This is a genomic window from Campylobacter sp. IFREMER_LSEM_CL908, from assembly GCF_025771545.1.
In the GTDB taxonomy this organism is placed as follows: domain Bacteria; phylum Campylobacterota; class Campylobacteria; order Campylobacterales; family Campylobacteraceae; genus Campylobacter_D; species Campylobacter_D lari_D.
This window is the reverse complement of the sequence record NZ_JAKMQK010000004.1, coordinates 71,250-97,364: the sequence shown is the minus strand read 5'-3', so window position 1 is coordinate 97,364 and position 26,115 is coordinate 71,250. Positions and strand designations below refer to the sequence as shown.

Here is a 26,115-nt window from a genome sequence, read left to right as displayed (position 1 = left end):
AATGTCTTTAAGCAATGAAGAATTAAAAAGCATATTAGAGCATAAAATTGCTCTATTAGAAAACTCGCATAAAGAAGAGAAAAATATCTCATTAGAAGCCGTAAATTCTATCATTAAAACTTTAGGTTTGCCAAATGATTTTAGCCCTTTAGCACATAGATATTTTCAACTTCACACCCCACCTAGTCTCATATGGCTTCATTTAAGTGAATGCACAGGGTGTAGTGAGAGTTTGCTTAGAACTTCATTGCCTGACTTTTTAGATCTGATTTTTGATTTCATTTCTTTAGAATATCATGAAACCTTTATGAGTGCAAGCGGATACCAGGCAGAATCGCATTTAGAAGAAGTTTTAGAAAAAAAAGATTTTCTTTTGGCCGTTGAAGGCGGGGTTTGTGCTATAGATCCTTTTTATCTAACTATAGGAGCACATGGTGAAAATGGATATGAAATTTTACAAAAATGTGCCAAAAATGCTAAAACAATCTTTGCTATGGGAACTTGCTCAAGCTATGGAGGAATTCAAGCTGCACATCCAAACCCTACCAAAAGCATAGGAATTTCTAAAGTCTTGGAAAAAAAAGTAATCAATATACCAGGTTGTCCTCCAAGTGATGTAAATATCATCGCAGCGCTTTGCTTTTATATATTATTTGAGCAAGACATGGCTTTAGATGAACAAAATAGACCTTTGGCTTTTTATGGTAAATGTTTGCATGATTTATGTGAAAGAAAAGCTAAATTTGAAGCAGGTAATTTTGCTCAAAGTTTTAACGATGAAAATATAAAACAAGGTTATTGTCTTTTTAAAGTAGGTTGTAAAGGACCTTATGCTTATAATAATTGCCCTAAGGTTAAATTTAACTCCAAAACCTCTTGGCCAGTAGCTGCAGGACATGGCTGTATTGCCTGTAGTGAAGAGAATTTTTGGGATGATTTTGGTTTTTATGAAAAACCTATGAGCAATGAATTTGCTTATAATAATTTTTCTATTATATTGGATAATAAAATAATTCATAATAGCTCTAACAATGAGCTTAATTCAGATAATATTTTGTTAGATTTAGAAAGCGATATTAGTGGAATTTTTTATCAAAATGACACAAAGATTAATTTTTTAGACTTTAGTTTTGAAGCTAATCCTAAAGTTTTTTTAAATAATTTTGCAAAAACTAAAATGGCTATGACTTTAGTACAAAATTACCAAGAGCAATTTAAAACATATTATAATTTTATACAAGAAAATTATAATAATGAAAGCAAAATTAGTAATAATATCTTAGATTTATTTTATTTTATATATCCTTTTATTAGCGGAAAAAAATTAAGCCATTTAGATGAGTTTTTAGATCTTGCTTTAGCTTATAAGTTCAAACATCCTAGCAAATTTGATTTTAAAACTACCATTAATGAACAAGCAAAGCTTGATATTTCTAAATCAATGCGTATGCCTTTGATTTATATTTTAGGTGGTTTAGATAAAGAAGCTATTGCTTTTGGATTGATTTTTTCTTTAAAAGAAAATTTAAAACAGGCTTTAAAAGCATGTAAAAATATACATAACAAAAAACAAATTTTAATACACTCAAATAATGAAAAAATACTAAAATTATTTTGGGATTTAACGAGTGTTTAAAGACTTAATGATAAAATATTTATCTCCCTAGTATTTGAAATTTGCAAAGCTTAAAAACTTTGCAAATTTATTTAAGATTTAGTTATTTTGACGATATAACTTTATCTTGATTTGAAAGGAACATTATGCAAATTTCTAGCTACAACTCTCAAAATTTTTCTATGGATATAAAAACAAAAAATGGCAATCATCTTTCTTTTTCTATGTACGATAAAAAAGAAGCAAAATTAGATAAAGATGGAAATTCAGCATCTTTGAGTTTAAGAAATCAATTTGGTTTTTCGTTTTCATATAGTGGCACAAAACTTTCGCAAGAAGAAATTGAAGAAATTAAAGAAGCAGTAGCCAAAGTACAGCCTCAAATTGATGAATTTATGAAAAACTCAAGAGTAGGAACCTTAAAGCCAAAAGAGCTTATCACCACTGCGATGAAAATTGGTGATGCTCTGCCTATACCAAAAAATGAAGAGCACAAAAAAGCAACCTTGCATGAGTTATTTAATATTATGGATAAAAGTTTAAATAAAGAAATGACAAAAACTGATCTTGAAGATATTAAAAAACAGATTTTCCAAGATAGTGCTAAATTATTAGAAGAAATTTGGAAGCAATATAACAATCAAGAAAAGAAAAAAGAAGAAGAAAATAATAAAGAATTTGGATTTTACGCTTAAGAAGGAAAATAAATGCAAGTAAAAGATATTTTAAAAAGCATGCTAGAACTCCAGCAAAAATTAAATGATGATACTAATGGTATAGGATGGGAAAATGGCTATACCAAAGAAGGTAAATTAATTAGCTTTAGAAGATGCATTTATATGGAGTGTGCTGAACTTATTGATTCTTTTGCCTGGAAGCATTGGAAAAGTATACACACTCCTGCAAACTGGGATAATGTATGTATTGAAATAGTAGATATATGGCATTTTATCTTGAGTTTAATTTTAGAAGAATACAAAGAAAAACAAATTAATGATAAAAATTTCATAGCAGAAGAAGTTTCTTCTGTAAGTTTTTTTGATGATTTTTGCAAAGAAACTTCTAATCCAAATGAAGCAGATATTTATGGAATTTTAAATGATATTGAGCTTATTATCCATAAATGCAGTGGATTTGATTATGATTTAGGTGAGCTTTTAAGTGTCTATTTTATTCTAGCTAGAAAATGTGGCTTAAATTTCTTTAAACTTTACAAAACATATATTGGAAAAAATATTTTAAATCAATTCAGACAAGAAAATGGCTATAAAGAAGGCACATATAAAAAAACATGGAATGGTGTAGAAGATAATGAAGTTTTAAATCAAATTTTAAAAGAAACCTTAGATTATAAAGAAATTTACAAAAAACTTCAAAATTATTACGATGAATTAAAATGAATATTTTATATCTAAGCTTGCAAAATTTTTTTAGTAAACCTTTTTTAAAATTTTCTTTTTTGCCTTTTTTTGTTAGTTTAATTATTTTAGCCTTGCTTGTATTCTACACCTATGATATCTTTTTTTCTTATATTGAAGATGTCATTAGCGGAACTTTCATGGCTTGGTTTTTTAGCTTTTCCATAGTACAATTTTCACTTACATTTTTGAGTGCCATAGGTGGATTTTTCATAGTAGTTTTTGCCTCAGTATTTTTATCCATGCTAATTATTTCTTTTTTAACGCCTTATATAGTAAAAAAAATAAATCAAAAATACTACAACTATTTCATACAAAAAGAAGTAAATTCTTTAGAAGTTTTACTCAAAACATTTAAATTTATATTGACTTTTTGCGTATTATTTATAATCGCTACTTTTTTACTAATCATACCTTTTATAAGTATTGTGATTTATTATGGAGTTTTTTATTATTTATTTCATAAACTTTTACTCTTAGATGTATTAAGCAATGTCTTGGATAAAAATTCTTTTAATAATTTTTATAAGAACTCTTCACCTTTGAACTTTAAAATAAGTACTTTAATATTTTTTATTTTATCAAGCATTCCTTTACTTGGACTATTTTTACAAGTATTTTATGTAATTTTTTTAACTCATTTAAGTTACCAAAAGATCTTAAATTTAGAAGCTAAAAATAATGGATGAGAGAATTAAAAAATTCATTCATTCTCAAAAACTCTTAACCTTGAGCGTGCAAGATAATGATGAAATATATTGCGCAAGTTGCTATTATACTTTTGATGATAAAAATCTTGCATTGATTTTTGCTAGCGAAGAACATACTAGACACATTCAGCTTTCTTATAAAAATCCAAAAGTAGGAGTTAATATAGCACTAGATACAAATATTATCAATCTTATTAAAGGAGTGCAAATTAAAGCTATTTTTAGAAAAGCTACCGCAGAACAAGAAAAAATATATTATGAAAAATTTCCCTTTGCAAAACTTGCAAAAGCTTGTATTTTTGCTCTAAATATACAATGGGCAAAATATACCGATAATAAAATTCTACTTTCTAAAAAATTAGAATTTTTTATTTAAAAATATCCTAAAAATATAATATTTTTTAATAAAAATTAATTTTTTTATAATTTTTTAAATATTTTTTTAATAAAATCATACAAACCATCATAATCATAAAGTCAAATATTGACTTTATCAAGGAGAAAAAATGCTCTCTTCTATTAAGAAATACCTACTAGGTAATTTTTCCAACAAAATAGCTTTCTTAGTTTGTATTTTTGTTGTAGTTTTGCTATGTGTTTTAGGTTTTTTTAATTATGTTAAATCTAAATCCAATAGCCATACACTGTTAGTTCAGTTTCAACAAAAGGTTGCTTTTGATGTGAGTAAAAGATTTGATTTATACGCAAGCGATAGACGCAATGTGATCAATTCTTTAACAAAATACATCAAAGAAAATAAAAATAATCTAAATTCAACACAATATACTAGTTTATTAAATTCTATAGGAAATTCTTTGGGTTTTGATTTAACCTATGTGGGTTTTGAAGATGGAACTATATTTAGATCAAATGGCAATAATCAAACTCCAGAAAGTGGTTATGATCCTAGATCTAGAGGATGGTATAAAGAAGCCAAGGAAAAAAGAGAGTTAATTGTCACAGATCCTTACATATCATCTAGTATGCAAAAACCAACCATTTCTTATGCTAGTCCTATTATAGACAATGGAGAAGTTATAGGTGTAGTTGCTGCTGATTATGATTTGAAAAAATTCTCAGAAGAAGTTTTGGCTATAGGTAAAACACCTTATTCACATGCTGCTGTTTTAGCTGATGATGGAACTTATCTTTTTCATACCGATTCTTCCAAAATCTTAACCTCAACTAATATTAGTAAAGATATTATTTCAAATTATTTTAAAACAACTGAAGGTGCAAACAAAGGTCTTTCTAGGGATATTTTCAAAATTCAAACTAAAGAAGAAGGGATCAAAGCTTTAATTTGTAATGGTAGTATCAATCCAAAATATACTATTTGCTCTATAGCTGATTATGATTTTTACAGCGATACAGCTAAACAAACATTGATGGAACAAATTATTATTTCCTTAATTGCTATTTTTATTACTTTGATTTTTATTAGAATAATCATTTCTTATAATCTTAAGCCAATTGCTATTATATCTTCAGGCTTGCATAATTTCTTTAACTATTTAAATCATAAAGACATTCATTCACACCCTATTAAACTAAAAACTCAAGATGAATTTGGGAAAATGGCTGATGAGATTAATGAAAATATTAATATTATCAAAGAGGCTTTAAGTAAAGATGCAAAAGCTATTGAAGAATCTGTAAATGTTGCTAGAAAAATAGAAACAGGTGAGCTTAATTTACACATTAGCTCTCATGCTAACAATCCGCAAATTCAAGAACTCATAGATGTTTTAAATAAAATGCTTGATACTTTACAACAAAAAATTGGTAATAATTTAAACGAAATTCAAGCGGTATTTGATAGTTATAAACAATTAGATTTTACTGCAGCTATTAATACCCCAAAAGGCGATGTTGAAAAAGCAATCAATGCCCTTGGGAATGAAATTAAAAACATGCTTTCAAAATCACTAAACCAAGGTGAATTATTAAATCAAAAAGCCGAAGCACTCAAACAAAGTATGTATGAACTTACAAATGATGCCACACATCAAACCTCATCATTACAAGAAAGTGCAAGAGCTTTAGAGCAAATGAATTCAACTATGAGTGAAATTTCTATCAAAGCACAAGATGTAGTTAAACAAAGTAATGATATTAAAAGTGTTACCACTATGATTTCAGATATTGCTGATCAAATTAATCTACTTGCATTAAATGCAGCTATTGAAGCAGCTCGTGCAGGAGAACATGGTCGTGGCTTTGCTGTTGTTGCTGATGAAGTTAGAAACTTAGCAGAAAGAACTCAAAAGTCTTTAGGTGAGATTGAAGCTAATACTAATATCTTAGCCCAGTCTATAAATGATATGGGTGAAGCTATAAAGGAAGAAGCTAATGATATTAGCCAAATTAATGAGTCAGTGGCTACTATAGAAAAACTTACACAACAAAATTCTCAAACAGCAATACATACAAATGCTATTGCAAATGAAGTAGATTCTTTAGCACAAGATATATTAAGTGAAACAAAAAAAAGGAAATTTTAAAAGATGCCTTTTTGGCATCTAGATTTAAGAAAAAGAAGGTTTAATTTGTTCTAACCAAGCATCAATTCTACTTTCGGTTAAATCCTCATGGTTATCATTATCTAATGCAAGCCCTACAAATTTATCTCCTTCTACCGCATCACTTGATTCAAAAGTATAACCACCTGTAGAAACTGAACCTACTAAATTTGCACCTGCTGCTTTTAAAGCCTGAGCAAGTTTTCCCATAGCACTACAATATGTATCTGAGTAGCTTTCACTATCTCCCATACCAAAAACTGCAACGGTTTTTCCACTAAGATTTAAAGCTGAAAAATCAAAACTATCCCAATCATCTTGAAAATCTCCACTTCCCCAAGTAGAAGTTCCGCAGATTAATTTATCATAAGAATTGATTTTTTCTGCATTAATATCTGCAATATTTAACACATCTGAAATTCCTAATTTTTGAGCGATCATATTTGCCGCACCTTCGGTATTTCCCATAGAGCTACCATAAATTACTGCTACTGACATTTAACATCTCCTTAAAATTTGATTATTAATAGTATAGGGAACTAATTTTAGCAAAGTTTTGTTATTTTCACATAAATTATGTCTTATTTCTTTATGTTGAGTAAAATTTTTATTTCTTGGATACACAATATAAAATATTTCAAAAACATTTTTTTTGATAATTTGCAAAGCTAAATTTATATCCTTTTTATTATCTTCAAAAAAAGAAGGCATAATAGCCATTTTATCATTGATAATAATGATATTTTCTTGAATATCTACCCTAGCCTTTACATTGCTTTTACAAATTTTATCATATACAAAAGACTCAAAAGCCACCTGTGGATCTAAGATAAAATTTGATGACATAAAAACATTTTGTATTAATCTAACTAAAGCATATTTTGGCATCTTTGCTTCAAGCTGTAATTTATTTAAATTTCCTTCTTTATATGCTTTGATGATTTTATGAGAATATGGACAAAATTGTTTTATTTTACTAAATTTCAAAACCCTTTCTGTGATCATATTTTGGATTTTTAACTCAAAAATATTTCTTAAACTAGTAGCTTTTTTTGCATAAATATAAGGTATTTTTAGATCATTTTCCACCAAAGAATTATACAAATTTAAAAAAATAAAATTAATATTTTCTTGTTCTAAATCTCTAAATATTTTAGGTACCAAATCCTCTTTGTTATTAAAACCAAACATATTATGCCTTTTTTGTACATTCATAAGTTTGTTCAAGACCAAAAACCTTGCAATATTCGCAATATACACAACTCACACTGCGTTTAGCACAAACCAAAGGTATATTGCGTTTTTTTGCCTCTGTTTTAATTTTTTTCATGGTGTTGTGATTTAAAAAACTAGTAAGCATGACTATGCATTCAGTATTTTGTGGAATGGGTTTTCTATTTACCCTATTTTCATTTCTAGCATCCCAATGCTCTATACTTTTTGCGCCTAAATTTGTCAAAACTGCCTTAATTGGAGTAATTTCATCTGCACCTATAACCAAAACTGACATTGAGCTTTCCTTTTATAAAAATGATAATTGTTATTATAATTTATAAAAGATAAATTTTAACTGATACTCAATATCAATTTTTAAAATTATGTATTATAGGTTTGATCAAAAATATCTGCGTGTAAAATCTCTTCTAAAACCACTGTAGCATATGAACCTTTTTGCAAGAAAAATTCTAAAGTAAAATGAGCTTTTTCTTCATCATAATAACTTTTACAATCTTGCAAATAAGACCACATAAAGCGTCTTGAACCTTGCATTTTATCTTTAAACTCATATGCAAAAGAAAAAATCTCATCTTCTAATTTTTTAGCTAGACCTTCATTTGTTTCATAAGCTTTAGAGCCTATTAAAAGTCCCATAGAACTAATATCTTTTTGATTAAATCTTTCTACTTCACTTGGCAAATCTTCACATACAAAGCATTTACCAAAAGGATAATGCCCTAAAACTTCACCTTTTAAAATCTTAAAAAACTGCTTTTGATTTTTTAAACTTTTAATTTCATCTTTATCTAAATCATAAATTTGTTTTATTTCTTTTTCACTAAAATCATTGATAAAATGTGATAATTCCACCCTTTTACTCAAATATCTGTTAAAAAGTTCGCTTTGAAAGGCAGAAATTAAAAATTCTTGTATTTTTTTATTTTTGATTTTTTTACCTTTTAAAATTTCTAGTCCTTGTAAAAAATTATCTTGAAATTTACCAAAACGCTGATATCCAAAATAATTAGCAAAACCTTGTTCTTGGATATTTTTGAAAGCTTGTTCTATTTTTAAAGCATCTACTTTTGAAACTTTTTTTAATCTTATAAAAAATGAATTTCCTTTTAAATGCCCTATTCTAAGTTTATTATCATGATAAAAACTTTCTAAAATTTTCATCTTATCATGTTTAAAATTTTTTAAGCCCTCTTCAAATTTTTTAGGCATAGAAATATATTGAAAAGTTAAGCCTTGTTTATCTTTTAAACCACTATAACCAAAATCTCTCATTTTAACACCGCTTTGCTCACTTAAAATTCTCAAAGCTTCACTGGTGCTTAGATCTTTTTTTTGTATATGTAAAATAAGATGTTCACCTTTACTACTAAATTCATACAAAGGCTTTTCTCTTACTACAAAATCATTACTATTTTTTGAAAAATACACATTTATCGGGCTGTGTTTTAAAGTATATAAGGGCTTAAAAATGATGTTCTCTTCCATAAAATTTATACCTTCCTGTTGTTGTTTTTGCAAAAATATTTAGTTTAATTCTATGTTTTTTAGCCATATTTTGTATAAATACTTTATGTTTTTTATCAAAAGCAAATAAAATTTCATACTCTTCTGCACTATTTAAGCTAAATTTATCTAATTTTTTAAGAAATTTTATACCAAGTTGATTTATAAAGAGTATTCTCGATAGATCCTTATTTAAACCATCTGAAATATCCATACTCACTCTGACTTTTTTTGCTATATCATAAAAAAATTTCTGCCTTAAATTCGGTTTTATAAAACGATGTTTAGAATGCAATTTTCCACCGCGAAATAGTATATTTAAACCTTTTAAACTCTCACCTAATTTCCCACTAAAAGCAAGCAAATCTCCCTTTTTTAAACCTTTTCTAAAAATAGCCCTTTTATTCACTTTAGAAATAATAGTTATACTAATATTAATTTTCCTATCTGCTATAGTATCTCCACCTATAATTTGCACCCCAAATTCTTTTGCGCTATCTAGCAAGCCTTTTTGCAAAGCTTTAACTTGTTTCATTTCTAAACATTTTGGTAAAGAAAGCCCCAAAAGAGCGTATTTTGGTGTAGCATTCATAGCAATTGCATCAGAAATATTAACGAGCATAGCTTTTGCGCCAATTTGCTCTAAACTCATCCAAGATCGTTTAAAATGCACATCCTCACAAAATAAATCTTTAGAATAACAATATCCATCGATGATTGCCCCATCATCTCCATTGATAGGATTAGCAAAGGCATTGATAATAAATTTTTCTTTATCCATGTGAATATTTTATACAAAAAGCTTTTAATTTTATATAATAATCAAATTTTTATAAGTTTAAAATGTATATAATCAAAAATAATACCAAGGATAAAAAATGCAAATAACTTTAAGAATTTTTCGTTTTGATAAAGATAGTGATTATTTAGCTTATTATAAACCATATGTTTATGATAGTAAAAATTTTAAAAGTGTTTATGATATTTTAAGTCAGATTAAAAAAGATGATATATATTTTGATTTTGAAGAAAATCCAGAAAGTTGTATTAAAGTTAATCAAGTTACCATTAGACAAAGAAGAGATTTAAGTAATATTATTGAAAGATTTGGAAAAGAACTCATCATAGAACCACTCGATACTAAAAGAGCTATTAAAGACTTGATCATGGATAAGAGTGATTTTTTAGAAAAACTTGAGCTTTTTAAAGGACTTATTGACATACATGATATAGAGCTTTACAAGCAATATGACTTTTTATATTATACAAGCGAAGTAAGAGAATTTCTACCTGAATATCTAGGAGATAGTTTCTTTATATTTGCCTATAAAATGCTACTTAAATATCCAGAAAAAACTCCACAATTTTTAAAATTGATAGCAGATGAAGAAAAAGGAATTTATTATCATACTAAATTCAAAAATTTTATTTCATCTAATGAGCTTGACTATGAATCTTACATCAAAGAATTAAAAGTTATGCTTGTAAAATCAGGTCTTGCAAGAAGTATTTTTTAAGGAATTAAAATGTATAAAATTTACACCAATAGCAATAATGATTTATTTTGTTATTTTGATATTATCAAAAATGTCTTAGATACAGTCGGTGTTGAAAGCACATTATGTGAAAAACCTTTGGGTAAAAATTATTTTATTATTGACTATGATCCTAAAGATATTTTAGATGAATATTCTAGAATGATGGATGAGAATAATATCTTAGCCTGCGAATATAGCTCTTATGAAATTATGAGTAAAATCGATAAGATTAAATACGCTCCAGAGTTTTTTTTAAAATACTTAAAAACAGAACACATTAAATATTTTTTTGATAAATTTAACATAGGTGTATATCAAGGATTTTCCCATGCTAATTGCTCTTTAGAACTTGCTAAGATTCTTAAAGCAAATATAATTGATTTTGAAAGAAAATATAAGAGTTGTGGCTATGGGTTCTTAAGTTTAAATGCGCAATTAGCTTATAAAAGCGCAGCAGCAATCATTTTAGATGCTTATGATAGTGGTTGTGATTTTTTAGTTGTAGAAGATTTTTATTCTTTTTATATGTTTGATAAGTGTTCTAAAGAATTACAAGCAATTTCAAATAGAAATTTTGAAGATTTTTATATTTTAAGTTTCGCAGAGCTTGCAAATTTAGCTCTAGGTATAGTACCATACACTTTAAAAAAACACAAATTAAAAGTGAGTTTAGTCAATGAAAATCGCTCTTGAATGCAAGGATTTAATTTTAGAAAAAACTTTAGAAATTGCTTTAAAAGATTTTTTAGTTTTAAAAAAAGATTGTGATTTTTTAGTCTGTGATGAAAAAATCAACACACAAAAGCCACAATTTATCATCAACAAAAAATCAAATTTCTTAACTCACCCTTTTAACATAGAAGAGTTGCTATGTGCTTTAAATGATTTCAATGCAAGCTTGCAAAATATTGCCTATAAAATAGCAATGCGTGAGAAAAAAATTATGAATCAAAAATGTGAAGCCATTTTAGAACAACTACGCCAAGAAAGTCATGAAAAAATCGATGCAATATTTGATCTTTATAAAACAGAGTTAAAAAATCTTATCAAAGAAGAAAATAATAATGCATAAAACACAAGAATATCAAAGCGTAAGAGATTTTTTAAAAAATTACAAAGAGAATAAAAAAACAAGCTCAAAAAAACAAGCTCAAAAAATTTACACCACCATAGAAAGTGGAATTTATAAGGGTAAAAAAATTTTACTTCCTAGCCTAGATACCACAAGAAGCACTAAAAGCATAGTAAAATCATGTGTTTTTAATGTTTTGCGTTTTTCTTTGCAAGATAAGGTTTTTATAGAGGCCTTTGGAGGAAGTGCTTTAATGGCATTAGAAGCAAGAAGCAATGGTTGTTTAAAAAGTTATGCCATAGAAAAAGATAAAAAGGCTTATGAAATAGCTTTAAAAAACGCTTCTGGTGTTGATCAAAATACTCTTTGTTTTAATGATGATACTTTTAAAAAAACTCCTCAAATTATTCAAAATTCCAAAGAAGATATTATTTTATATCTTGATCCTCCATTTGATATTAGAGAAGGTTTTTTTGATATTTATGAAAAAACTTTAAAATTGATAGAAAATATACAAAATTCAAATGTAAAAATCATTATCATAGAACACCACAGCACTTTTAAAACTCCAACTAAAATACAAGATTACGAAAAAACTAAAGAAAAAAAATTTGGCTCAACTACTCTAAGTTTTTACTCCTTTATATAAATTTGGAACTTTTTTTGCTTTAATTTTATGAAAATAGCATAGATTAAAGGAAGAATCGATGAGAATATTACTATTTTGCTTGGTATTAAATCTAAGCGTTTTTGCAGCTACTATTAAAGAACTTACTAATGTAGTAGGTGTTAGAGATAACCAACTTATAGGATATGGTTTGGTTGTTGGCTTAAACGGAAGTGGAGATGGTACAAGTAGTGAATTTACTCTACAATCTATTTCAAATATGCTTCAGGGTATGAATGTAAAAGTTAGCCCAGGCGATATAAAATCAAAAAATACAGCAGCAGTAATGGTAACAGCAAAGCTTCCTGCTTTTGCAAGAAGTGGGGATAAGCTTGATGTAAGTGTGGCTTCTTTAGGTGATGCAAAATCTTTACAAGGTGGAACCTTACTTATGACAGCTCTAAAAGGAGTTGATGGAGAGATTTATGCAGTAGCTCAAGGTTCATTAGCTATAGGTGGACTTAGCCCAAGACCGGGTGCAGCAGGAACACACTCAACCTCAGCAAATGTTATTAATGGCGCTGTAGTAGAAAGAGAAATTCCACAAAACTTTAGCCAAAGTGAAGATTTGATTTTAAGCTTAAAAGAAGCAGATTTTAAAACAGCTAATAATATAGAAAGAGTTTTAAATACTATTTTTGACACAGATATAGCAAAAGCTTTAGATTCTAGAACTATAAAATTAACAAAACCTGAAGAATTTTCTCATGTTGAATTTATGGCAAGAGTATTAGAACAAGATATAGCTTATACCCCAGAAAGCAAAGTGATTATTGATGAAAGAACAGGAACTATCGTAGCGGGAGTAAATATAGAAGTTGAACCTATATTAATTACTCATAAAGATATTACTATAAAAATTGATCCAAACAATACCGTAGCTTTAGGACAAAATGAAATTGATATGAAAGATGGTGGTATTTTAGACCCTGTATCTAATACTTTAAAAATCACAAACAATAAAACAACAGTGGCAAACATAGCTAGAATGTTAAATAAACTTGGAGCAGCACCAAATGATATCATAGCTATTATGCAAAATCTAAAAAGAGCTGGTGCAATCAGTGCTGAATTAGAGGTGATATGATGAGAGTTGATAATTATTTAGCGAGCAAAAATTACAGCAGTGAGCTTTATGAAAACATTACCAAGCATAATAATAGCTATAAGGCTGCTAAAAACTATGCAGATAGTGCTTTTAAAAATGATTTAACTCATATACAAGCATTAAATGATGAAGATAAAGCTTTAAAAGAACAAACCGATGCTTTTGAAGCTTTCTTAATCAAAAGTGTTTTGGATATTTCTTTAAAACAAGAAAATTCTTTATTTGGAAAAGATGCAAGTGATGAAATTTATTCATCTATGTATAATGATACTATGAGTAAAGCATTAAGTGGTGGTTTAGGTTTTTCAAAATTATTATTTGATTATTTAAAAGAAAGGCGTTAAGTTATTTTTTTAAGTGTCGATATGGTTCTTAGAGTTTTTCAATAGAACTGGAGGCTTAAAATGATAAACCCTATACATCAAAGCTATGTGGCTCAAGTTGCTACTAGCGATATAAATAAAACAGAAAACAAAGAAAATAACAAGGCAAAAGAAACTCAAAAGGTAGAAGAAAATAAGGCATCTTTTATTGCTTCACAAATAAAGAATGGCGAGTATAAAATAGACTTGCAAGCCACTTCAAAAGCAATAGTAGATTCTTTATTATAATTTTTATCCTTTTTTGGGTTAGTGCCTAAGAAAGGATAAAAAATGGTTAAACAACACTTAGACAAAACAAATTCTATTTTAGAAAAACTCATCAATCTTACTTTAGAAGATATAGCTCAAATTCAAGCCGCTAATCACCAACATGTTAGCAAAAGCGTAGAAGAAAAAACTAAACTTGTAAATGATTTTCAAATTGCTAAAAAAAATCTTGATAAGGCTTTAGTAGAACTTAGCAATCAAGGAAACAATAAGGGTTTAGACGAACTTTTAGATGATGAAGATAAAGAAAAACTTGCTCTTTTAAAGCAAAATTTAAACACCTTACATCAAAAAAATAAAGAATATGCTAAATTAGCTCTTATTATTAAAAATTTTTACGACAATCTTTTAAATACAATGTTTGAACAAAATGGAACAAATAATGCTTATGGGGATAATAAGACAATTCCAGATTCATTATTTAAGATCAATGTTTAAAGGCTAAGTCATGGGAATTTTTGATAGTTTATATACAGGGGTTAGTGGTATAAGAGCTGCTGAACTTCAAATCAATACCACAGGTAACAATATCTCTAATGCAAATGCAGTATTTTATACTAGACAAAGAGCGGTGCAAAGTTCAGGTATGTCTCTTGATAGAGGTGGCTTACACCTAGGAACAGGTACGCAAATTGATACTATTAAAAGATTGCATGATGAGCATTCTTATTATGAGCTAAAAAACGCCACTACTCAACAAAACTATACAAATTATTTAGGACAAATTTTACAAGAAGCAAGTCAAAGATTTCCTGATATGCAAGGAACTGGTATTTTACAAGATTATAAAAATTACTATGATGCGTGGAATAACTTTGCTTCCAACCCAAGCGATGGAGCAAGTAAAATAGATCTTGTTAATAGTGCAAACACATTAGCTCAAAACATACAAAAAACATTACAAGATCTTAGCAAAATGCAACAAACCGTTAATGAGCAAATTCAACAAACCGTAGATGAGATTAATAACATTGGTCAAGAAATTGCAAATATTAATAAACAACTTGAAAATGAAGAAGTTTTACCTACCGATAATGCAAATCAACTAAGAGACAAAAGAGATGAACTTGAACTTAGACTTTCAAAGTTAGTTAATGCTGTTGCTTGGAAAGGAACAAGCTCTCAAGATAGTACTTTAGAATCTACCATGACTGATTCTGGAAGATATTATGATTTAAGTATTCAAGGTTTTAGTATAGTAAATGGCTCTAGCTTTCACCCTTTAAAATTAGATAATAACAACCCTAATGGTTTTTATCAAATTTATTATGAAGTAAATGATGAAAACCGCTATGATTTAACAAGCAAAATTTCAGGCGGACAGCTTGGTGCTCAACTTGATCTTAGAGGTAGAAATTATGATGGCAATCATGATACTTACAGCGATGGAAAATTACAAGAGTATAAAGATATGCTCAATACCTTTACAAAAACACTCATAACTCAAACTAATAATGTCTATGCTCAAGCAGCAACCGATAAAGTAAATTCAGATGATTTAAAAGGTTTAAAATCTGATACTTCTTTAATGAGTTATGATAAAAACATCCAAGCAGGAAGCTTTGACATCACAGTTTATGATGAAAAAGGTGAGCCGGTTGCTACTAGAACTATAAAAATAGATGTTAATACCACTATAGAAGATGTTATTAAACAAATCAATGCAGATGTTGATGATAATAAAGATGGTGTTAGCGGTAATGATTTAAATGATTATTTTCAAGCCTTTTATCATTATGATGGAAAAAGTGATAGTGGAAATTTCCAAATCAATGGCTTAAAAAAAGGTTATAAAATAGCTTTTAAGGACAATGGCACAAATTTCCCAGGCGCTTTAAATGTATCTTCATTTTTCAATGGTCAAGATGCAAGTAGCATTAATGTAAATTCAAGCATTAGAAATGATCCAAATAGCTTAAAAGCAAGTTCAAACGGAGTTGATGGAAATAACGATGTAGCTAATGCTATGTTGCAACTTCAAAATCAAAAAGTAAATTTTTATAATAAAGATGGTACAGTAGATACTATGACTTTAGATGGATATTATAGAAAATTTACAGGCCAAATTGCTTCAGATGCTGAAAGCAATGGCTTTGCGCATGCGACTAATATGACGGTATTTAATACAGCTTATGCAGAATACCAATCAAAAAGTGGTGTAAATACCAATGAAGAATTAGCAGCACTCATACAATATCAAGCAAGTTATGGCGCTGCAGCTAAAATCGTAACTACCGTTGATCAAATGCTTGAAACCTTGCTTGGTTTAAAATCTTAATGCAAATTAAAGCTCTTTTAGATGAAGCAATTTTAAGCAAAAACACTCAAAAAGAGCTTTTTTCTCATCCTGATCCTTTGCAAATTGCAAGTGTTTATAAAGATGAAAATATAGCCTTGCTTTGTGCTTTATTTGCCTATGGGAATGCTAAAAATATTATAAATTTTTTAAATAAACTTGATTTTTCCTTGCTTGAGAAAAGCGATGAGATTATTAAAAAAGAATGTAAAAATCTAAAATACCGCTTTCAAAACTCTCAAGATATAGCTCAAATTTTTATCACACTCAAGCGCTTAAAAAATGAAGATAGTATAGAAAATATTTTTACCAAAACTTATCAAAAAGAGCAAAACATAACACAAGCAATAAAAGCTTTCATAGAAACAATTTACAAGCTTAATCCTTATAAAAGTTATGGTTATGAATTTTTCTTTTCAAAAGAATTTAACATTCCAAAAGGTCCTTTAAAAAGATACAATATGTATCTTAGGTGGATGGTAAGAAAAGATGAATTAGATTTAGGTTTGTTTAAAAATATAGACAAAAAAGATTTACTCATACCCTTAGACACTCATACTCATAAAGTTTCATTAAAACTTAAGCTTTTAAAGCGTAAGATTTATGATTTTAAAAGTGTTTTAGAACTTACGCAAAGTCTTAAAAAATTCGATCCTACTGATCCTATAAAATATGATTTTGCTCTATATAGAATCGGACAAAACAAGGAAAGCTTATGGAGCTTGAATTAACTTATTATGTGATTTTATTCTTTGTTGCTGCTTTTGCAGGTTGTGTTGATGCGATTGTAGGTGGTGGTGGGCTTATTACCATACCTGCTTTATTTGCTTGTGGTATTCCTCCTCATTTAGCCCTAGCTACTAATAAACTTCAAAGCACCTTTGGATCACTCACTGCGGTTTTAGCTTATAGAAAATCTATGCATATAGAAAAGATAGCCTTGGGAATTTTATTTACTGCTATTGGTGCTGCCATTGGAACTTATGCAGTCTTACTAATAGATCAAAATGCTGTTAAAATCATTGTATTAATTTGCCTTGTTTTAATCTTTTTTTACACTATTTTCAAGCCTGATTTAGGCCATGTACATAATAAAGCTAAAATGAGCACTACAAGCTTTCAAATTATCTTTGGCTTGCTACTTGGTTTTTATGATGGTTTTTTAGGACCTGGTACTGGATCTTTTTGGATTTTTGCTTGCGTGATATTTCTTGGTTTTAGCATGAAAAATGCAAGCATTAATACTAAAATCTTAAATTTTACTAGTAATATAGTAGCTTTAGGGGTATTTTTATACTCTTATGAGGTGCTTTGGAAAGTTGGTATTTTAATGGGTATAGGCCAAATTTTAGGTGCTTTTATAGGATCAAAACTAGTCTTAAAAACGCAAGGAACTTTTATCAAAAAACTCTTTTTGATTATGGTTGCTTTAACTATAGCTAAGGTTGCTTATGATTATCTTGCTTAAATTTCTTGACTAATTTGCCACATAGGTAAAAATACACCCAAGGCTAAAACTAAAATCAAACTCGCCATAAAAATTGTCATCAAAGGCTCCAAAACACTCAAAAGCTTTTGAGTATAATTTTCTTTTTTATACTCATAAAACAAAGCAAGCTCATAAGTACTTTCATCTAATTTAGAACTTTTTAAAGCTAAATTTAACATTCTTATCACAAAAGGCTCAAAAAGCTTTGTGTTAGAAAAAGCTTGAGCTAAATCAAGTCCTGATTCAAATGAAGTCTTTATAATAAACATTTTGTTTTTAAAGAATTGATTTTCTATACCTTCACAAGCAAGTTTAAAAGCTCTTTTTATATCCACTCCTGCTTTTAATAAATATGAAAAAATTAAGAAAAAACAAAATTTATCTTGATAAAATATTATTTTTCCAAAAATGGGAAAATAAAAAAGAATTTTATGAAAAAACAAAGACTTTCTAAAAGAATAAGCAAGTATTATAAAAATTCCTATATTTAATAAAATAATCATATAAAAATGACTAAAAAAATCAGCTATAATAAAAAGAATTTGAGTGATTTTTGGCAAATCCAATTCAAGTTGTAAAAATAAAGTTTTAAATTCAGGCAAAACTAAAGTTATAAGAATAAAAAAAGCAAAAATAATACACATAAAAACGAAAAGTGGGTAAGCTATAGCCTTTTTTAACTGCTTAAAACTATGAAGATTTTTTTCTTTTAAACTAATAATAATATCAAGAGCCCTATGTAAATCTTCTCTGCCATCACAAATTTTTAAAATAGCACATTCTCTAGAATTTAAAATATCTTTAAAGGCTTCATTATAAGAACTTCCATTATTGAGTTTATTATAAATTGTATTAAAAATTTTAATATTTTGTTTTTCATAGCTTGATTTTAAAAATTCTAAAATTGCTTCCTGTAAGCTTAATCCTGCCTTTAAGATCATATTTAAATCCTTAAGAATGAAAATAAGCTCTTCTTCTTTGATTTTATGTTTTATCGGTTTGAAATATTCTTCAACACTAATAATATTTACAAATGACTTTAACGCAAAATTTCTAGCTTCATATAAATTTCTAGCCCTTATTATATATTGTTTTTGCTCTTTATTTAATACATAAAAAATAACAAATTTTTTCAAAAACTAATCTTTCTTAACTCATCTATACTTGTTAAGCCAAGTTTTGCCTTTTCTAAAGCATCCATACCTAAAGTCAAAAAACCTTTTTTTAAAGCGTATGTTAAAATATTTTCATAATTTGCATTATTTTCTATCATATTTTTTAAATTATGATCTAAAAATAAAAATTCAGCTACCATCAAACGCCCTTTATATCCACTATACATACACTCAACACAACCTTTTGCTTTGTAAAATTTTCCTTCAAAAACTTGATTTTGAAAGTAAAATTTTTCCTTGTTAGGTTCTTTACATTCACATAGTTTTCTTACTAATCGTTGAGCTATAATTAAATTAAGAGAATGAGCTATTAAGTATTCTCTTGCACCCATATGTTTCATTCTAAAAATAGCTTCTATAGCGCCATTAGTGTGTAGGGTGCTTAAAACTAAATGTCCGCTTAAAGAAGCTTTTAAAACTATATCCAAACTATCCTCATCTCTAATTTCACCTATCATAATCACATCAGGATCGTGTCTTAAAACTGCTCTTAAAGCTTTATGAAAATCAAATCCGGCTTTAGAATTTAAAAGAATTTGTTGAGCATATTTAAGTTTATATTCTATAGGATCTTCTAAGGTGATGATTTTTTTACTTTGTTCAATTTCATTTAAAATAGCATGCATAAAAGTACTTTTACCACTCCCTGTTGGCCCACAAAACAAAATCAGACCATAAGGTGCATTCGTGTGTATTTTCAGCTGAATTAAATTTTCTTCTTTGATAAAAAGTTTATTAAGTTTTAAAACATATCCATCTTGTTTTAAAATTCTAAGCACTATGCTTTGTCCAAATAATAAAGGCATAATTGAAACTCTAAAATCATATTTTTGTTCTAAAATGATTTTAGAAAAACTCCCATCTTGAGCTTGTCTTTGTTCAGCTACATTAAGCAAAGCAATAATTTTTACATGCATCAATAAGGCTTGGTATGATTTTGCATCAAAACTATGTATATATTTTAACTCCCCATCTATTCTAAATCTTATATATACTTCATTTTCTAAAGGCTCTAAATGGATATCACTTGCTCTTAAAAAACAAGCATAAGTTAAAATTAAATTCAAAAACTGCTCTAATAAAAATTCATCTTTATTTTCATCACTTTTCAAACTAAGCTCTAATCTATTAAGATGATTTTGAAATTTAATTAAAAATTTAACCCTTTCTAGCAAAAATTCAAATTGCGTAAAAACACAAAGAAAAATCTTGATAGTTTTAAAACGATATAAATTTTGTATTTTTTCCAAAACATTCTCTTCCAATGGTTTAAAGGAAGCTATATGGATATTTTCATCATCTTCATAAAAACAAAAAATATTATGTTGTTCTATTAAAGAAAAAGGCAAAATGTGAAGATATTTTTCAAAATCAAAAGTTTGATTTAAATTTAAAAATTCCATTTTGTATTGAGAAGCAATTTCTTTTAAAGAATACTCACTTAAGTTTTTTAATTTTTGATGTGTATCACTCAAAATAAATCTCCAAAAGCTTTTCGTATTCTTTTTTAGCTATTAAAGCATCTTCATATCTTCCGAGTTTTATTTTAGCATTAATAAAAACAAGCCAAGCTTCTTTTTGCAATAAATCAAAATCATTAGCTTCTATAGCCCAAAAAACTGCTTGTTTGTATTCTTTATTTTGATAAAAATATTTTGCTAAATTTAAAGCATTTTCATAGTTTGGTTGATTAATGAATTTTTCATAAAATATGTTTTGATCGAAACTATTGTTTTGAATTTCTATAGCATTTAAAAAAGAAAAACATATTAAGATTTTAAAACATATCATCTTCATGCTGAAAACCTAGGTCTTTTAAACTTAAAATTTTATTATTAGTTTTTACTAAACTTGGTTTGATAATAAAAACTATTTCGCTAATATCTTCATAATTTTGTTTTCCTTGAAATAAAGCTCCAAAAAGTGGAATTTTAGATAAAATGCTTATTTCATTATGATTATTAATGGTATTTTTACTAATCAATCCGCCTAAAATTAAAGTTTGTCCATCATCAACCTCAACTACAGTAGAAAGCTTTTTTTGTATAGTATCTGGCGCTATATTCCTTGGTTTGCTTTGTCTATGATTATCAAAACTATATTTAAAATCACTCAAGCTTGGATTAATCCTAAGCATAATTTTATGATCATCTGAAATCTCAGGCAATATATTAAGTAAAATTCCTACAAAAATAGAGTAATTATTATATATTTCACTAACTATTGTACCATTTTCTGTTCCTTTAGAACTTTCTTTTACTTGATAATTTATTGTATCGCCTATAGAAATAATAGCTTGCTGATTGTTTAAAGCCATAAGTTTTGGGTTAGAAAGTATAGTTGTTTTACCATTTTCTTGTAATGAATTTAAAATAGCTTTGGTTTCAATATTTGCTTTTAAGTTAATATTTCTAACACCATCTTTATTAATTATAAAATCATTATCATCACCATTAAGTTTAAAAGCAAGTTCTTGCCAATTAATTCCACTTGAATGATTTTTGTTTAAATGCACAGCAACAATACTTACATCAATTAAAACTTGTTTTTTAAGTCTTTTATTTAAGTCATCTAAATATTTTCCAACTCTTGCAAGTTCATATGGAGTTGCATTTAAAGTAATAATTCCTGCATTAGTATTGACAATAGGTTTAGTTGTATTTTCATCCAACAAAGATTGAATTTCTTCTGAAATTTTCTCCCAAAAATCAAATTTATCAGTACTAATAACTAAATTATCTACTTCTTTATAATTATCATAATCTCCTTGTTTTGGTCTAGAATCCACTGAAGCTTTAGTAATACTTTGTCCTTCTCTAATAGAACTTATATAATGCACTTTAAAAGTTTTAACTTGTTTTCCATAAATTTTTAAAGCATTTTTATCGTATTCATAAGCAAGATTGTTTTCCACCAATAAAAGCTTAAAAATCTCTCTTAAAGACATTTTCTTTATATGTAAATAATTTTGAGCATGCATTAATTTTTCTTGAGCAAAAATATCTTTGATAATAATACTAAAATCACACTCTCTTCCGAGTTCATTTAAAATTTCAAGCAAAGAAGTTTTGTTTTCTACTCTTATATTAAAAAAATGCTGATTACACTGCATGGCAAATACATTTGTAAAAAACAAAAAATTAATACATAAAAATACTATTTTTTTCATACAAATTTACAACCATTATTTTTTCTTCCTTTTTTAATACAACTTGAGAATTTCTAATTTCAACTATTTTAAAACCATCAATATAATCGTTTAAAGCATACCACTTATCATTAATCTTAATCTTATTTGAAACAATAGCTTGCAAAGAAAAATTAGATTTTATATTTGTAGTCTTTTTAAAAAAAGGATCTTGAATTGAAATTAAATTATCAACATAACAATTTTGATTTAAAAATGGATAATTAACACCAAAAGCATTAATTACCCATAAAACAAGAAAAAAAATTCGAAACAAAATTAATTTTCATTGCTAAAATCAGCACTTGCTAAACGCTTAAGCTGTCTGTAACGACGTTGTGCCTCTGCTTTATTTTTTTCAAATAATTCTTTTGCTTGCTCAGGATTTGATTTTTTCAAAGAATTATAACGAACTTCATTCATTAAAAAGCTTTCATATAAATCCCAATCAGGTTCTTTTGAAGAAATTGTTAAAGGATTTTTACCTTCAGCTTCTAAACGCGGATCATAAATATAAGTTGGCCAATATCCACATTTTGTAGCTAACTCTGCTTGATTTCCTGAATTTCCAAGTCCACCTTTAATACCATGAGCTATACAAGGAGAATAAGCAATAATCAAAGAAGGTCCATCATAAGCTTCTGCCGCCATTACAGCTTTTAACAATTGTGCATAATTTGCATTAGAATTTACTTGAGCCACAAAAATATAACCATAAGTCATAGCAATTTGACCAAGATCTTTTTTCTGTACTGGCTTACCTGCTGCAGCAAACTGTGCTACTGAACCCGTTCTTGAAGATTTTGAGCTCTGACCGCCTGTGTTAGAATACACTTCAGTATCAAGCACTAAAATATTTACATTCTCACCGCTTGCCAAAACATGATCAAGTCCACCATAACCTATATCATAAGCCCAGCCATCACCACCAAAAATCCAATGTGATTTTTTACTTAAATAGCTTTTAAGTTCTAAAATATCATTAACTGCTTTGATTTGCTTATTTTCTTCTAACAATGGAACTAATTTATCTCTTAATTCCAAAGAAACTTTAGAATCTTCTTTATTTGCAATCCACTCTTTATATAATGCAGAAAGTGCGTTAGGTACTTCTTGCATACTTTCATTCATTATGTGTTCTATTTTATGTCTTGTAGTTTCAGTTGCTATTTTCATACCAAGACCAAATTCAGCATTATCTTCAAATAAAGAATTGCCCCAAGCAGGTCCATGACCATTTTTATTGCTTTTTCTATATGGAGTTGAAGGAGCTGAGCCACCATAAATAGAACTACAACCCGTTGCATTAGCAACAATCATTCTTTCACCAAATAATCTAGTAATTAAAGTAATATAAGGAGTTTCTCCACACCCTGGACATGCTCCATGAAATTCAAATAAAGGTTGAGCAAATTGGATGCCTTTGGTATTTTCTCTATTTAAAATATTATCTTTATAACTTACTTTTTTGAATAAATAATCTGCATTTTCTTGCTCACCATGATCAAGCTCTTCACCTAGTGGTACCATCACTAAAGATTTTTCTTTGGTAGGACACTCATGCACACAAAGCTCACAACCTGTACAATCAAGCGGCGAAACTTGAATTTTGAAATTTAATTTTTGTTCTTTCACGCCTTTTGCATTTAAGCTGTGCTCTTTTACACCTGCTGGAGCATTGTTTAATTCTTCTTCATCAATCAAGAAAGGTCTGATAACTGCATGAGGGCATACTGAAGCACATTGATTACACTGAATACAATTAGTTTCTATCCATCTTGGCACCATAACACCAACGCCTCTTTTTTCATACTCAGTAGTACCATGCTCAAAACTACCATCTTCATAGCCCAAAAATGCCGAAACTGGTAAATCATCACCCTTAGCTGCATTCATAGGTTTTGCGATTTTTTCAACAAACTCAGTACCTTTATAAGCTATAGTTTCTTCTTTTGCTTCATTAGCTAAATTTACCCAAGAAGGATCAATATCAACTTTTACAAGTCCATCTGCACCTACATCAATAGCTTTATAATTCATTTCAACTATAGCATCACCTTTTTTACTATATGATTTATAAGCTAATTCTTTCATATATTTTTGCGCATCTTCAAAAGGAATGATATTAGCAAGTTTGAAAAATGCTGATTGCATAATCGTGTTTGTTCTACTACCTAGTCCTATCTCTCTAGCAAGTTTTGTAGCATTAATGATATAAAAATTAATTTCCTTTTGCGCTAAAACTCTTTTTACCGCATTTGGAATTTTTTCAATAGTTTCTTGCGCACTCCAAATACTATTTAAAAGGAAAGTTCCTCCTTTTCTAATACCTGCTAAAACATCATAAATTTCTAAATACGCAGCCACTGAGCATGCTACGAAATGTGGCGTAGAAACTAAATAAGTTGAAGTAATAGGTTTTTTAGAAAATCTTAAATGGCTTCTTGTGTAACCACCTGATTTTTTAGAATCATAAGCAAAATAAGCTTGCGCGTAAAAATCTGTTTTATCTCCTATAATTTTAATAGAGTTTTTATTTGCACCTACAGTGCCATCGGCACCAAGTCCATAAAATAAACACTCTATAGTACTTTCATCACCCAAAGAAATTTTCTCTCCCACAGGCAATGAGGTAAAGGTTACATCATCATTAATTCCTATGGTGAAACCATCTTTTGGATTTGCTTGATTTAGATTTTCAAAAACTGCTATTAACTGAGCAGGATCCACATCTTTTGAAGAAAGTCCATATCTACCACCAACGATTAAAGGTGCTTTTTCTTTTCCATAATATGCACTTTTTAAATCCAAATAAAGTGGCTCGCCTAAACTTCCTGGCTCTTTAGTTCTATCTAAAACAGCAATTTTTTCAACACTTTGAGGCATTACATCAAATAAATATTTTAAACTAAATGGTCTATATAAATGAACTTTTAAAACCCCTACTTTTTCACCTTTGCTACTCAAATAATCTACAACTTCTTTTAAAGCTTCAGTCACTGAACCCATTGCTACAACAACACGCGTTGCATTTTTATCCCCATAATACACAAAAGGTCTGTATTCTCTTCCTGTAATTTTTGAAATTTCTTGCATATATTCATTAACAATATCAGGAACAGCTTCATAATATTTATTTGCCAACTCTCTTGTTTGAAAATAAATATCATCATTTTGAGCCGTACCTCTTGTTTTTGGATTTTCTGGATTTAGACAGGAATTTCTAAATTCCAATAAAGCCTTACGATCCAATAAGCGATCAAAATGTGCATAATCCATTACTTCAATTTTTTGGATTTCATGAGAGGTTCTAAAACCATCAAAAAAATGCATAAAAGGCACTCTACCTTTAATAGCTGCTAGGTGTGCAACACCTGCTAAATCCATACTTTCTTGCACAGAATGCGAACAAAGCATAGCAAAACCTGTTTGTCTTGCAGCATAAATATCTTGATGATCTCCAAAAATAGATAGCGCTTGAGATGCTAAAGCTCTAGCTGCCACATGAATTACTCCAGGTAAAAGTTGACCTGCAATTTTATACATATTTGGTATTTTTAACAAAAGTCCTTGAGAAGCGGTATAAGTCGTGGTTAAAGAACCCGCTTGTAAAGATCCATGAACTGTCCCTGCTGCACCTGCTTCACTTTGCATTTCTACAACTTTAACTGGCACTCCAAAAAGATTTTTTTTGCCTTGAGAAGCCCATATGTCAGTATAATCAGCCATAGGAGAGCTTGGAGTGATAGGATAAATTCCAGCAACCTCTGTAAATGCATAAGCAGCGTAAGCTGCTGCTTCATTACCATCCATCGTTTTCATTATTTTACTCATTTAATCTATCCTTATAATTAAATAATTACTTAAAGTCAATAACTACTTTATCTTTAATTGTCTTAAACAATAATAAAAATTTTTTATTATTTATA

The 26,115-nt window shown here is 28.3% G+C and carries 28 protein-coding genes and 1 pseudogene; 18 read left to right on the top strand and 11 right to left on the bottom strand.

The window, feature by feature from the left end:
• Position 1 precedes the first annotated feature (1 nt).
• The 7 genes and pseudogenes from L8U04_RS02530 (at position 2) to L8U04_RS08340 (ending at position 6,247) form a co-directional block, all read left to right on the top strand.
• Positions 2–1,636, top strand: coding sequence for a hydrogenase small subunit (locus tag L8U04_RS02530; protein WP_263709333.1), 1,635 nt, complete (start codon positions 2–4; stop codon positions 1,634–1,636).
• 125 nt (positions 1,637–1,761) lie between these two features.
• Positions 1,762–2,310 carry an ATP-binding protein gene (locus L8U04_RS02525; protein WP_133319360.1) on the top strand — a complete coding sequence of 183 codons (549 nt, stop codon included), beginning with the start codon at positions 1,762–1,764 and terminating at the stop codon, positions 2,308–2,310.
• Between the two features lie 12 nt (positions 2,311–2,322).
• Entirely contained in the window at positions 2,323–3,015 is a 693-nt protein-coding gene (locus L8U04_RS02520) for a dUTP diphosphatase (protein ID WP_133319361.1), read from the top strand.
• Positions 3,012–3,722 carry an EI24 domain-containing protein gene (locus tag L8U04_RS02515; RefSeq protein ID WP_133319362.1) on the top strand — a complete coding sequence of 237 codons (711 nt, stop codon included), beginning with the start codon at positions 3,012–3,014 and terminating at the stop codon, positions 3,720–3,722. Before L8U04_RS02520 ends, L8U04_RS02515 begins: the two co-directional genes overlap by 4 nt.
• Entirely contained in the window at positions 3,715–4,119 is a 405-nt protein-coding gene (locus L8U04_RS02510) for a hypothetical protein (protein WP_263662833.1), read from the top strand. The genes L8U04_RS02515 and L8U04_RS02510 overlap by 8 nt, the downstream gene beginning before the upstream one ends.
• A 130-nt stretch (positions 4,120–4,249) precedes the next feature.
• A pseudogene (locus L8U04_RS08345) lies at positions 4,250–4,918 on the top strand (cache domain-containing protein); the annotation flags it as partial.
• Between the two features lie 213 nt (positions 4,919–5,131).
• Positions 5,132–6,247 (top strand): methyl-accepting chemotaxis protein, encoded by a 1,116-nt coding sequence (locus L8U04_RS08340; protein WP_412175290.1) that lies wholly within the window; start codon positions 5,132–5,134, stop codon positions 6,245–6,247.
• 24 nt (positions 6,248–6,271) lie between these two features.
• On the opposite strand, the gene fldA is transcribed toward L8U04_RS08340, so the two are convergent.
• The 5 genes from fldA to L8U04_RS02480 form a co-directional block, all read right to left on the bottom strand.
• Complete coding sequence (gene fldA, locus L8U04_RS02500) at positions 6,272–6,763, bottom strand: flavodoxin FldA (RefSeq protein WP_133319365.1); 492 nt, start codon at positions 6,761–6,763, stop codon at positions 6,272–6,274.
• Positions 6,764–7,456, bottom strand: coding sequence for a hypothetical protein (locus tag L8U04_RS02495; protein ID WP_263709330.1), 693 nt, complete (start codon positions 7,454–7,456; stop codon positions 6,764–6,766).
• Between the two features lies 1 nt (position 7,457).
• Positions 7,458–7,775, bottom strand: coding sequence for a DUF2325 domain-containing protein (locus L8U04_RS02490; RefSeq protein WP_133319367.1), 318 nt, complete (start codon positions 7,773–7,775; stop codon positions 7,458–7,460).
• Positions 7,776–7,861: 86 nt separating this feature from the next.
• The gene (gene truD / locus L8U04_RS02485) at positions 7,862–8,995 is read right to left on the bottom strand and encodes a tRNA pseudouridine(13) synthase TruD (protein ID WP_263709342.1); all 1,134 of its coding nucleotides are present in this window, start codon (positions 8,993–8,995) and stop codon (positions 7,862–7,864) included.
• Positions 8,964–9,785, bottom strand: coding sequence for a thiamine-phosphate kinase (locus L8U04_RS02480; RefSeq protein ID WP_263709329.1), 822 nt, complete (start codon positions 9,783–9,785; stop codon positions 8,964–8,966). Before L8U04_RS02480 ends, truD begins: the two co-directional genes overlap by 32 nt.
• Positions 9,786–9,882: 97 nt before the next feature.
• On the opposite strand from L8U04_RS02480, the gene L8U04_RS02475 reads away from it, so the two are divergent.
• Genes L8U04_RS02475 through L8U04_RS02425 form a run of 11 tightly spaced genes read left to right on the top strand, consistent with a single transcriptional unit; the run spans position 9,883 to position 17,803 of the window.
• Complete coding sequence (locus tag L8U04_RS02475; RefSeq protein WP_133319369.1) at positions 9,883–10,521, top strand: DUF5644 domain-containing protein; 639 nt, start codon at positions 9,883–9,885, stop codon at positions 10,519–10,521.
• 9 nt (positions 10,522–10,530) lie between these two features.
• Complete coding sequence (locus L8U04_RS02470) at positions 10,531–11,235, top strand: hypothetical protein (RefSeq protein WP_220566453.1); 705 nt, start codon at positions 10,531–10,533, stop codon at positions 11,233–11,235.
• Complete coding sequence (locus L8U04_RS02465; RefSeq protein WP_263659833.1) at positions 11,219–11,614, top strand: hypothetical protein; 396 nt, start codon at positions 11,219–11,221, stop codon at positions 11,612–11,614. Before L8U04_RS02470 ends, L8U04_RS02465 begins: the two co-directional genes overlap by 17 nt.
• Complete coding sequence (locus L8U04_RS02460) at positions 11,607–12,263, top strand: RsmD family RNA methyltransferase (protein ID WP_263666251.1); 657 nt, start codon at positions 11,607–11,609, stop codon at positions 12,261–12,263. The genes L8U04_RS02465 and L8U04_RS02460 overlap by 8 nt, the downstream gene beginning before the upstream one ends.
• Positions 12,264–12,321: 58 nt before the next feature.
• Entirely contained in the window at positions 12,322–13,368 is a 1,047-nt protein-coding gene (locus L8U04_RS02455; RefSeq protein WP_263660510.1) for a flagellar basal body P-ring protein FlgI, read from the top strand.
• Entirely contained in the window at positions 13,368–13,733 is a 366-nt protein-coding gene (locus tag L8U04_RS02450) for a rod-binding protein (RefSeq protein ID WP_207921002.1), read from the top strand. The genes L8U04_RS02455 and L8U04_RS02450 overlap by 1 nt, the downstream gene beginning before the upstream one ends.
• 60 nt (positions 13,734–13,793) lie before the next feature.
• Positions 13,794–14,000 (top strand): flagellar biosynthesis anti-sigma factor FlgM, encoded by a 207-nt coding sequence (locus tag L8U04_RS02445; RefSeq protein ID WP_133319374.1) that lies wholly within the window; start codon positions 13,794–13,796, stop codon positions 13,998–14,000.
• A 42-nt stretch (positions 14,001–14,042) separates the two neighbouring features.
• Entirely contained in the window at positions 14,043–14,477 is a 435-nt protein-coding gene (flgN, locus tag L8U04_RS02440) for a flagellar export chaperone FlgN (RefSeq protein WP_133319375.1), read from the top strand.
• Between the two features lie 10 nt (positions 14,478–14,487).
• Positions 14,488–16,317: a flagellar hook-associated protein FlgK gene (flgK, locus tag L8U04_RS02435; RefSeq protein WP_263664621.1), complete on the top strand. Its 1,830-nt coding sequence runs from the start codon at positions 14,488–14,490 to the stop codon at positions 16,315–16,317.
• Complete coding sequence (locus tag L8U04_RS02430; RefSeq protein WP_263709328.1) at positions 16,317–17,066, top strand: TIGR02757 family protein; 750 nt, start codon at positions 16,317–16,319, stop codon at positions 17,064–17,066. Before flgK ends, L8U04_RS02430 begins: the two co-directional genes overlap by 1 nt.
• Entirely contained in the window at positions 17,051–17,803 is a 753-nt protein-coding gene (locus tag L8U04_RS02425) for a TSUP family transporter (protein WP_133319378.1), read from the top strand. Before L8U04_RS02430 ends, L8U04_RS02425 begins: the two co-directional genes overlap by 16 nt.
• Here the strand turns inward: L8U04_RS02425 and L8U04_RS02420 are convergent.
• From L8U04_RS02420 to nifJ, 6 genes are read right to left on the bottom strand one after another with little or no spacing between them, the layout of a single operon-like run.
• Entirely contained in the window at positions 17,800–18,960 is a 1,161-nt protein-coding gene (locus L8U04_RS02420) for a type II secretion system F family protein (protein ID WP_263709327.1), read from the bottom strand. The genes L8U04_RS02425 and L8U04_RS02420 overlap by 4 nt on opposite strands.
• On the bottom strand, positions 18,957–20,474 hold the full coding sequence (locus L8U04_RS02415) for a GspE/PulE family protein (RefSeq protein ID WP_133319380.1): 1,518 nt from the start codon (positions 20,472–20,474) through the stop codon (positions 18,957–18,959). The genes L8U04_RS02420 and L8U04_RS02415 overlap by 4 nt, the downstream gene beginning before the upstream one ends.
• The gene (locus L8U04_RS02410) at positions 20,467–20,796 is read right to left on the bottom strand and encodes a CDC27 family protein (RefSeq protein WP_133319381.1); all 330 of its coding nucleotides are present in this window, start codon (positions 20,794–20,796) and stop codon (positions 20,467–20,469) included. Before L8U04_RS02410 ends, L8U04_RS02415 begins: the two co-directional genes overlap by 8 nt.
• Complete coding sequence (gene mshL, locus L8U04_RS02405; protein WP_263709326.1) at positions 20,777–22,168, bottom strand: pilus (MSHA type) biogenesis protein MshL; 1,392 nt, start codon at positions 22,166–22,168, stop codon at positions 20,777–20,779. Before mshL ends, L8U04_RS02410 begins: the two co-directional genes overlap by 20 nt.
• Positions 22,140–22,463 carry a hypothetical protein gene (locus L8U04_RS02400; protein ID WP_133319383.1) on the bottom strand — a complete coding sequence of 108 codons (324 nt, stop codon included), beginning with the start codon at positions 22,461–22,463 and terminating at the stop codon, positions 22,140–22,142. Before L8U04_RS02400 ends, mshL begins: the two co-directional genes overlap by 29 nt.
• A gap of 2 nt (positions 22,464–22,465) precedes the next feature.
• On the bottom strand, positions 22,466–26,020 hold the full coding sequence (gene nifJ / locus L8U04_RS02395; RefSeq protein ID WP_133319384.1) for a pyruvate:ferredoxin (flavodoxin) oxidoreductase: 3,555 nt from the start codon (positions 26,018–26,020) through the stop codon (positions 22,466–22,468).
• Between the last annotated feature and the right edge of the window lie 95 nt (positions 26,021–26,115).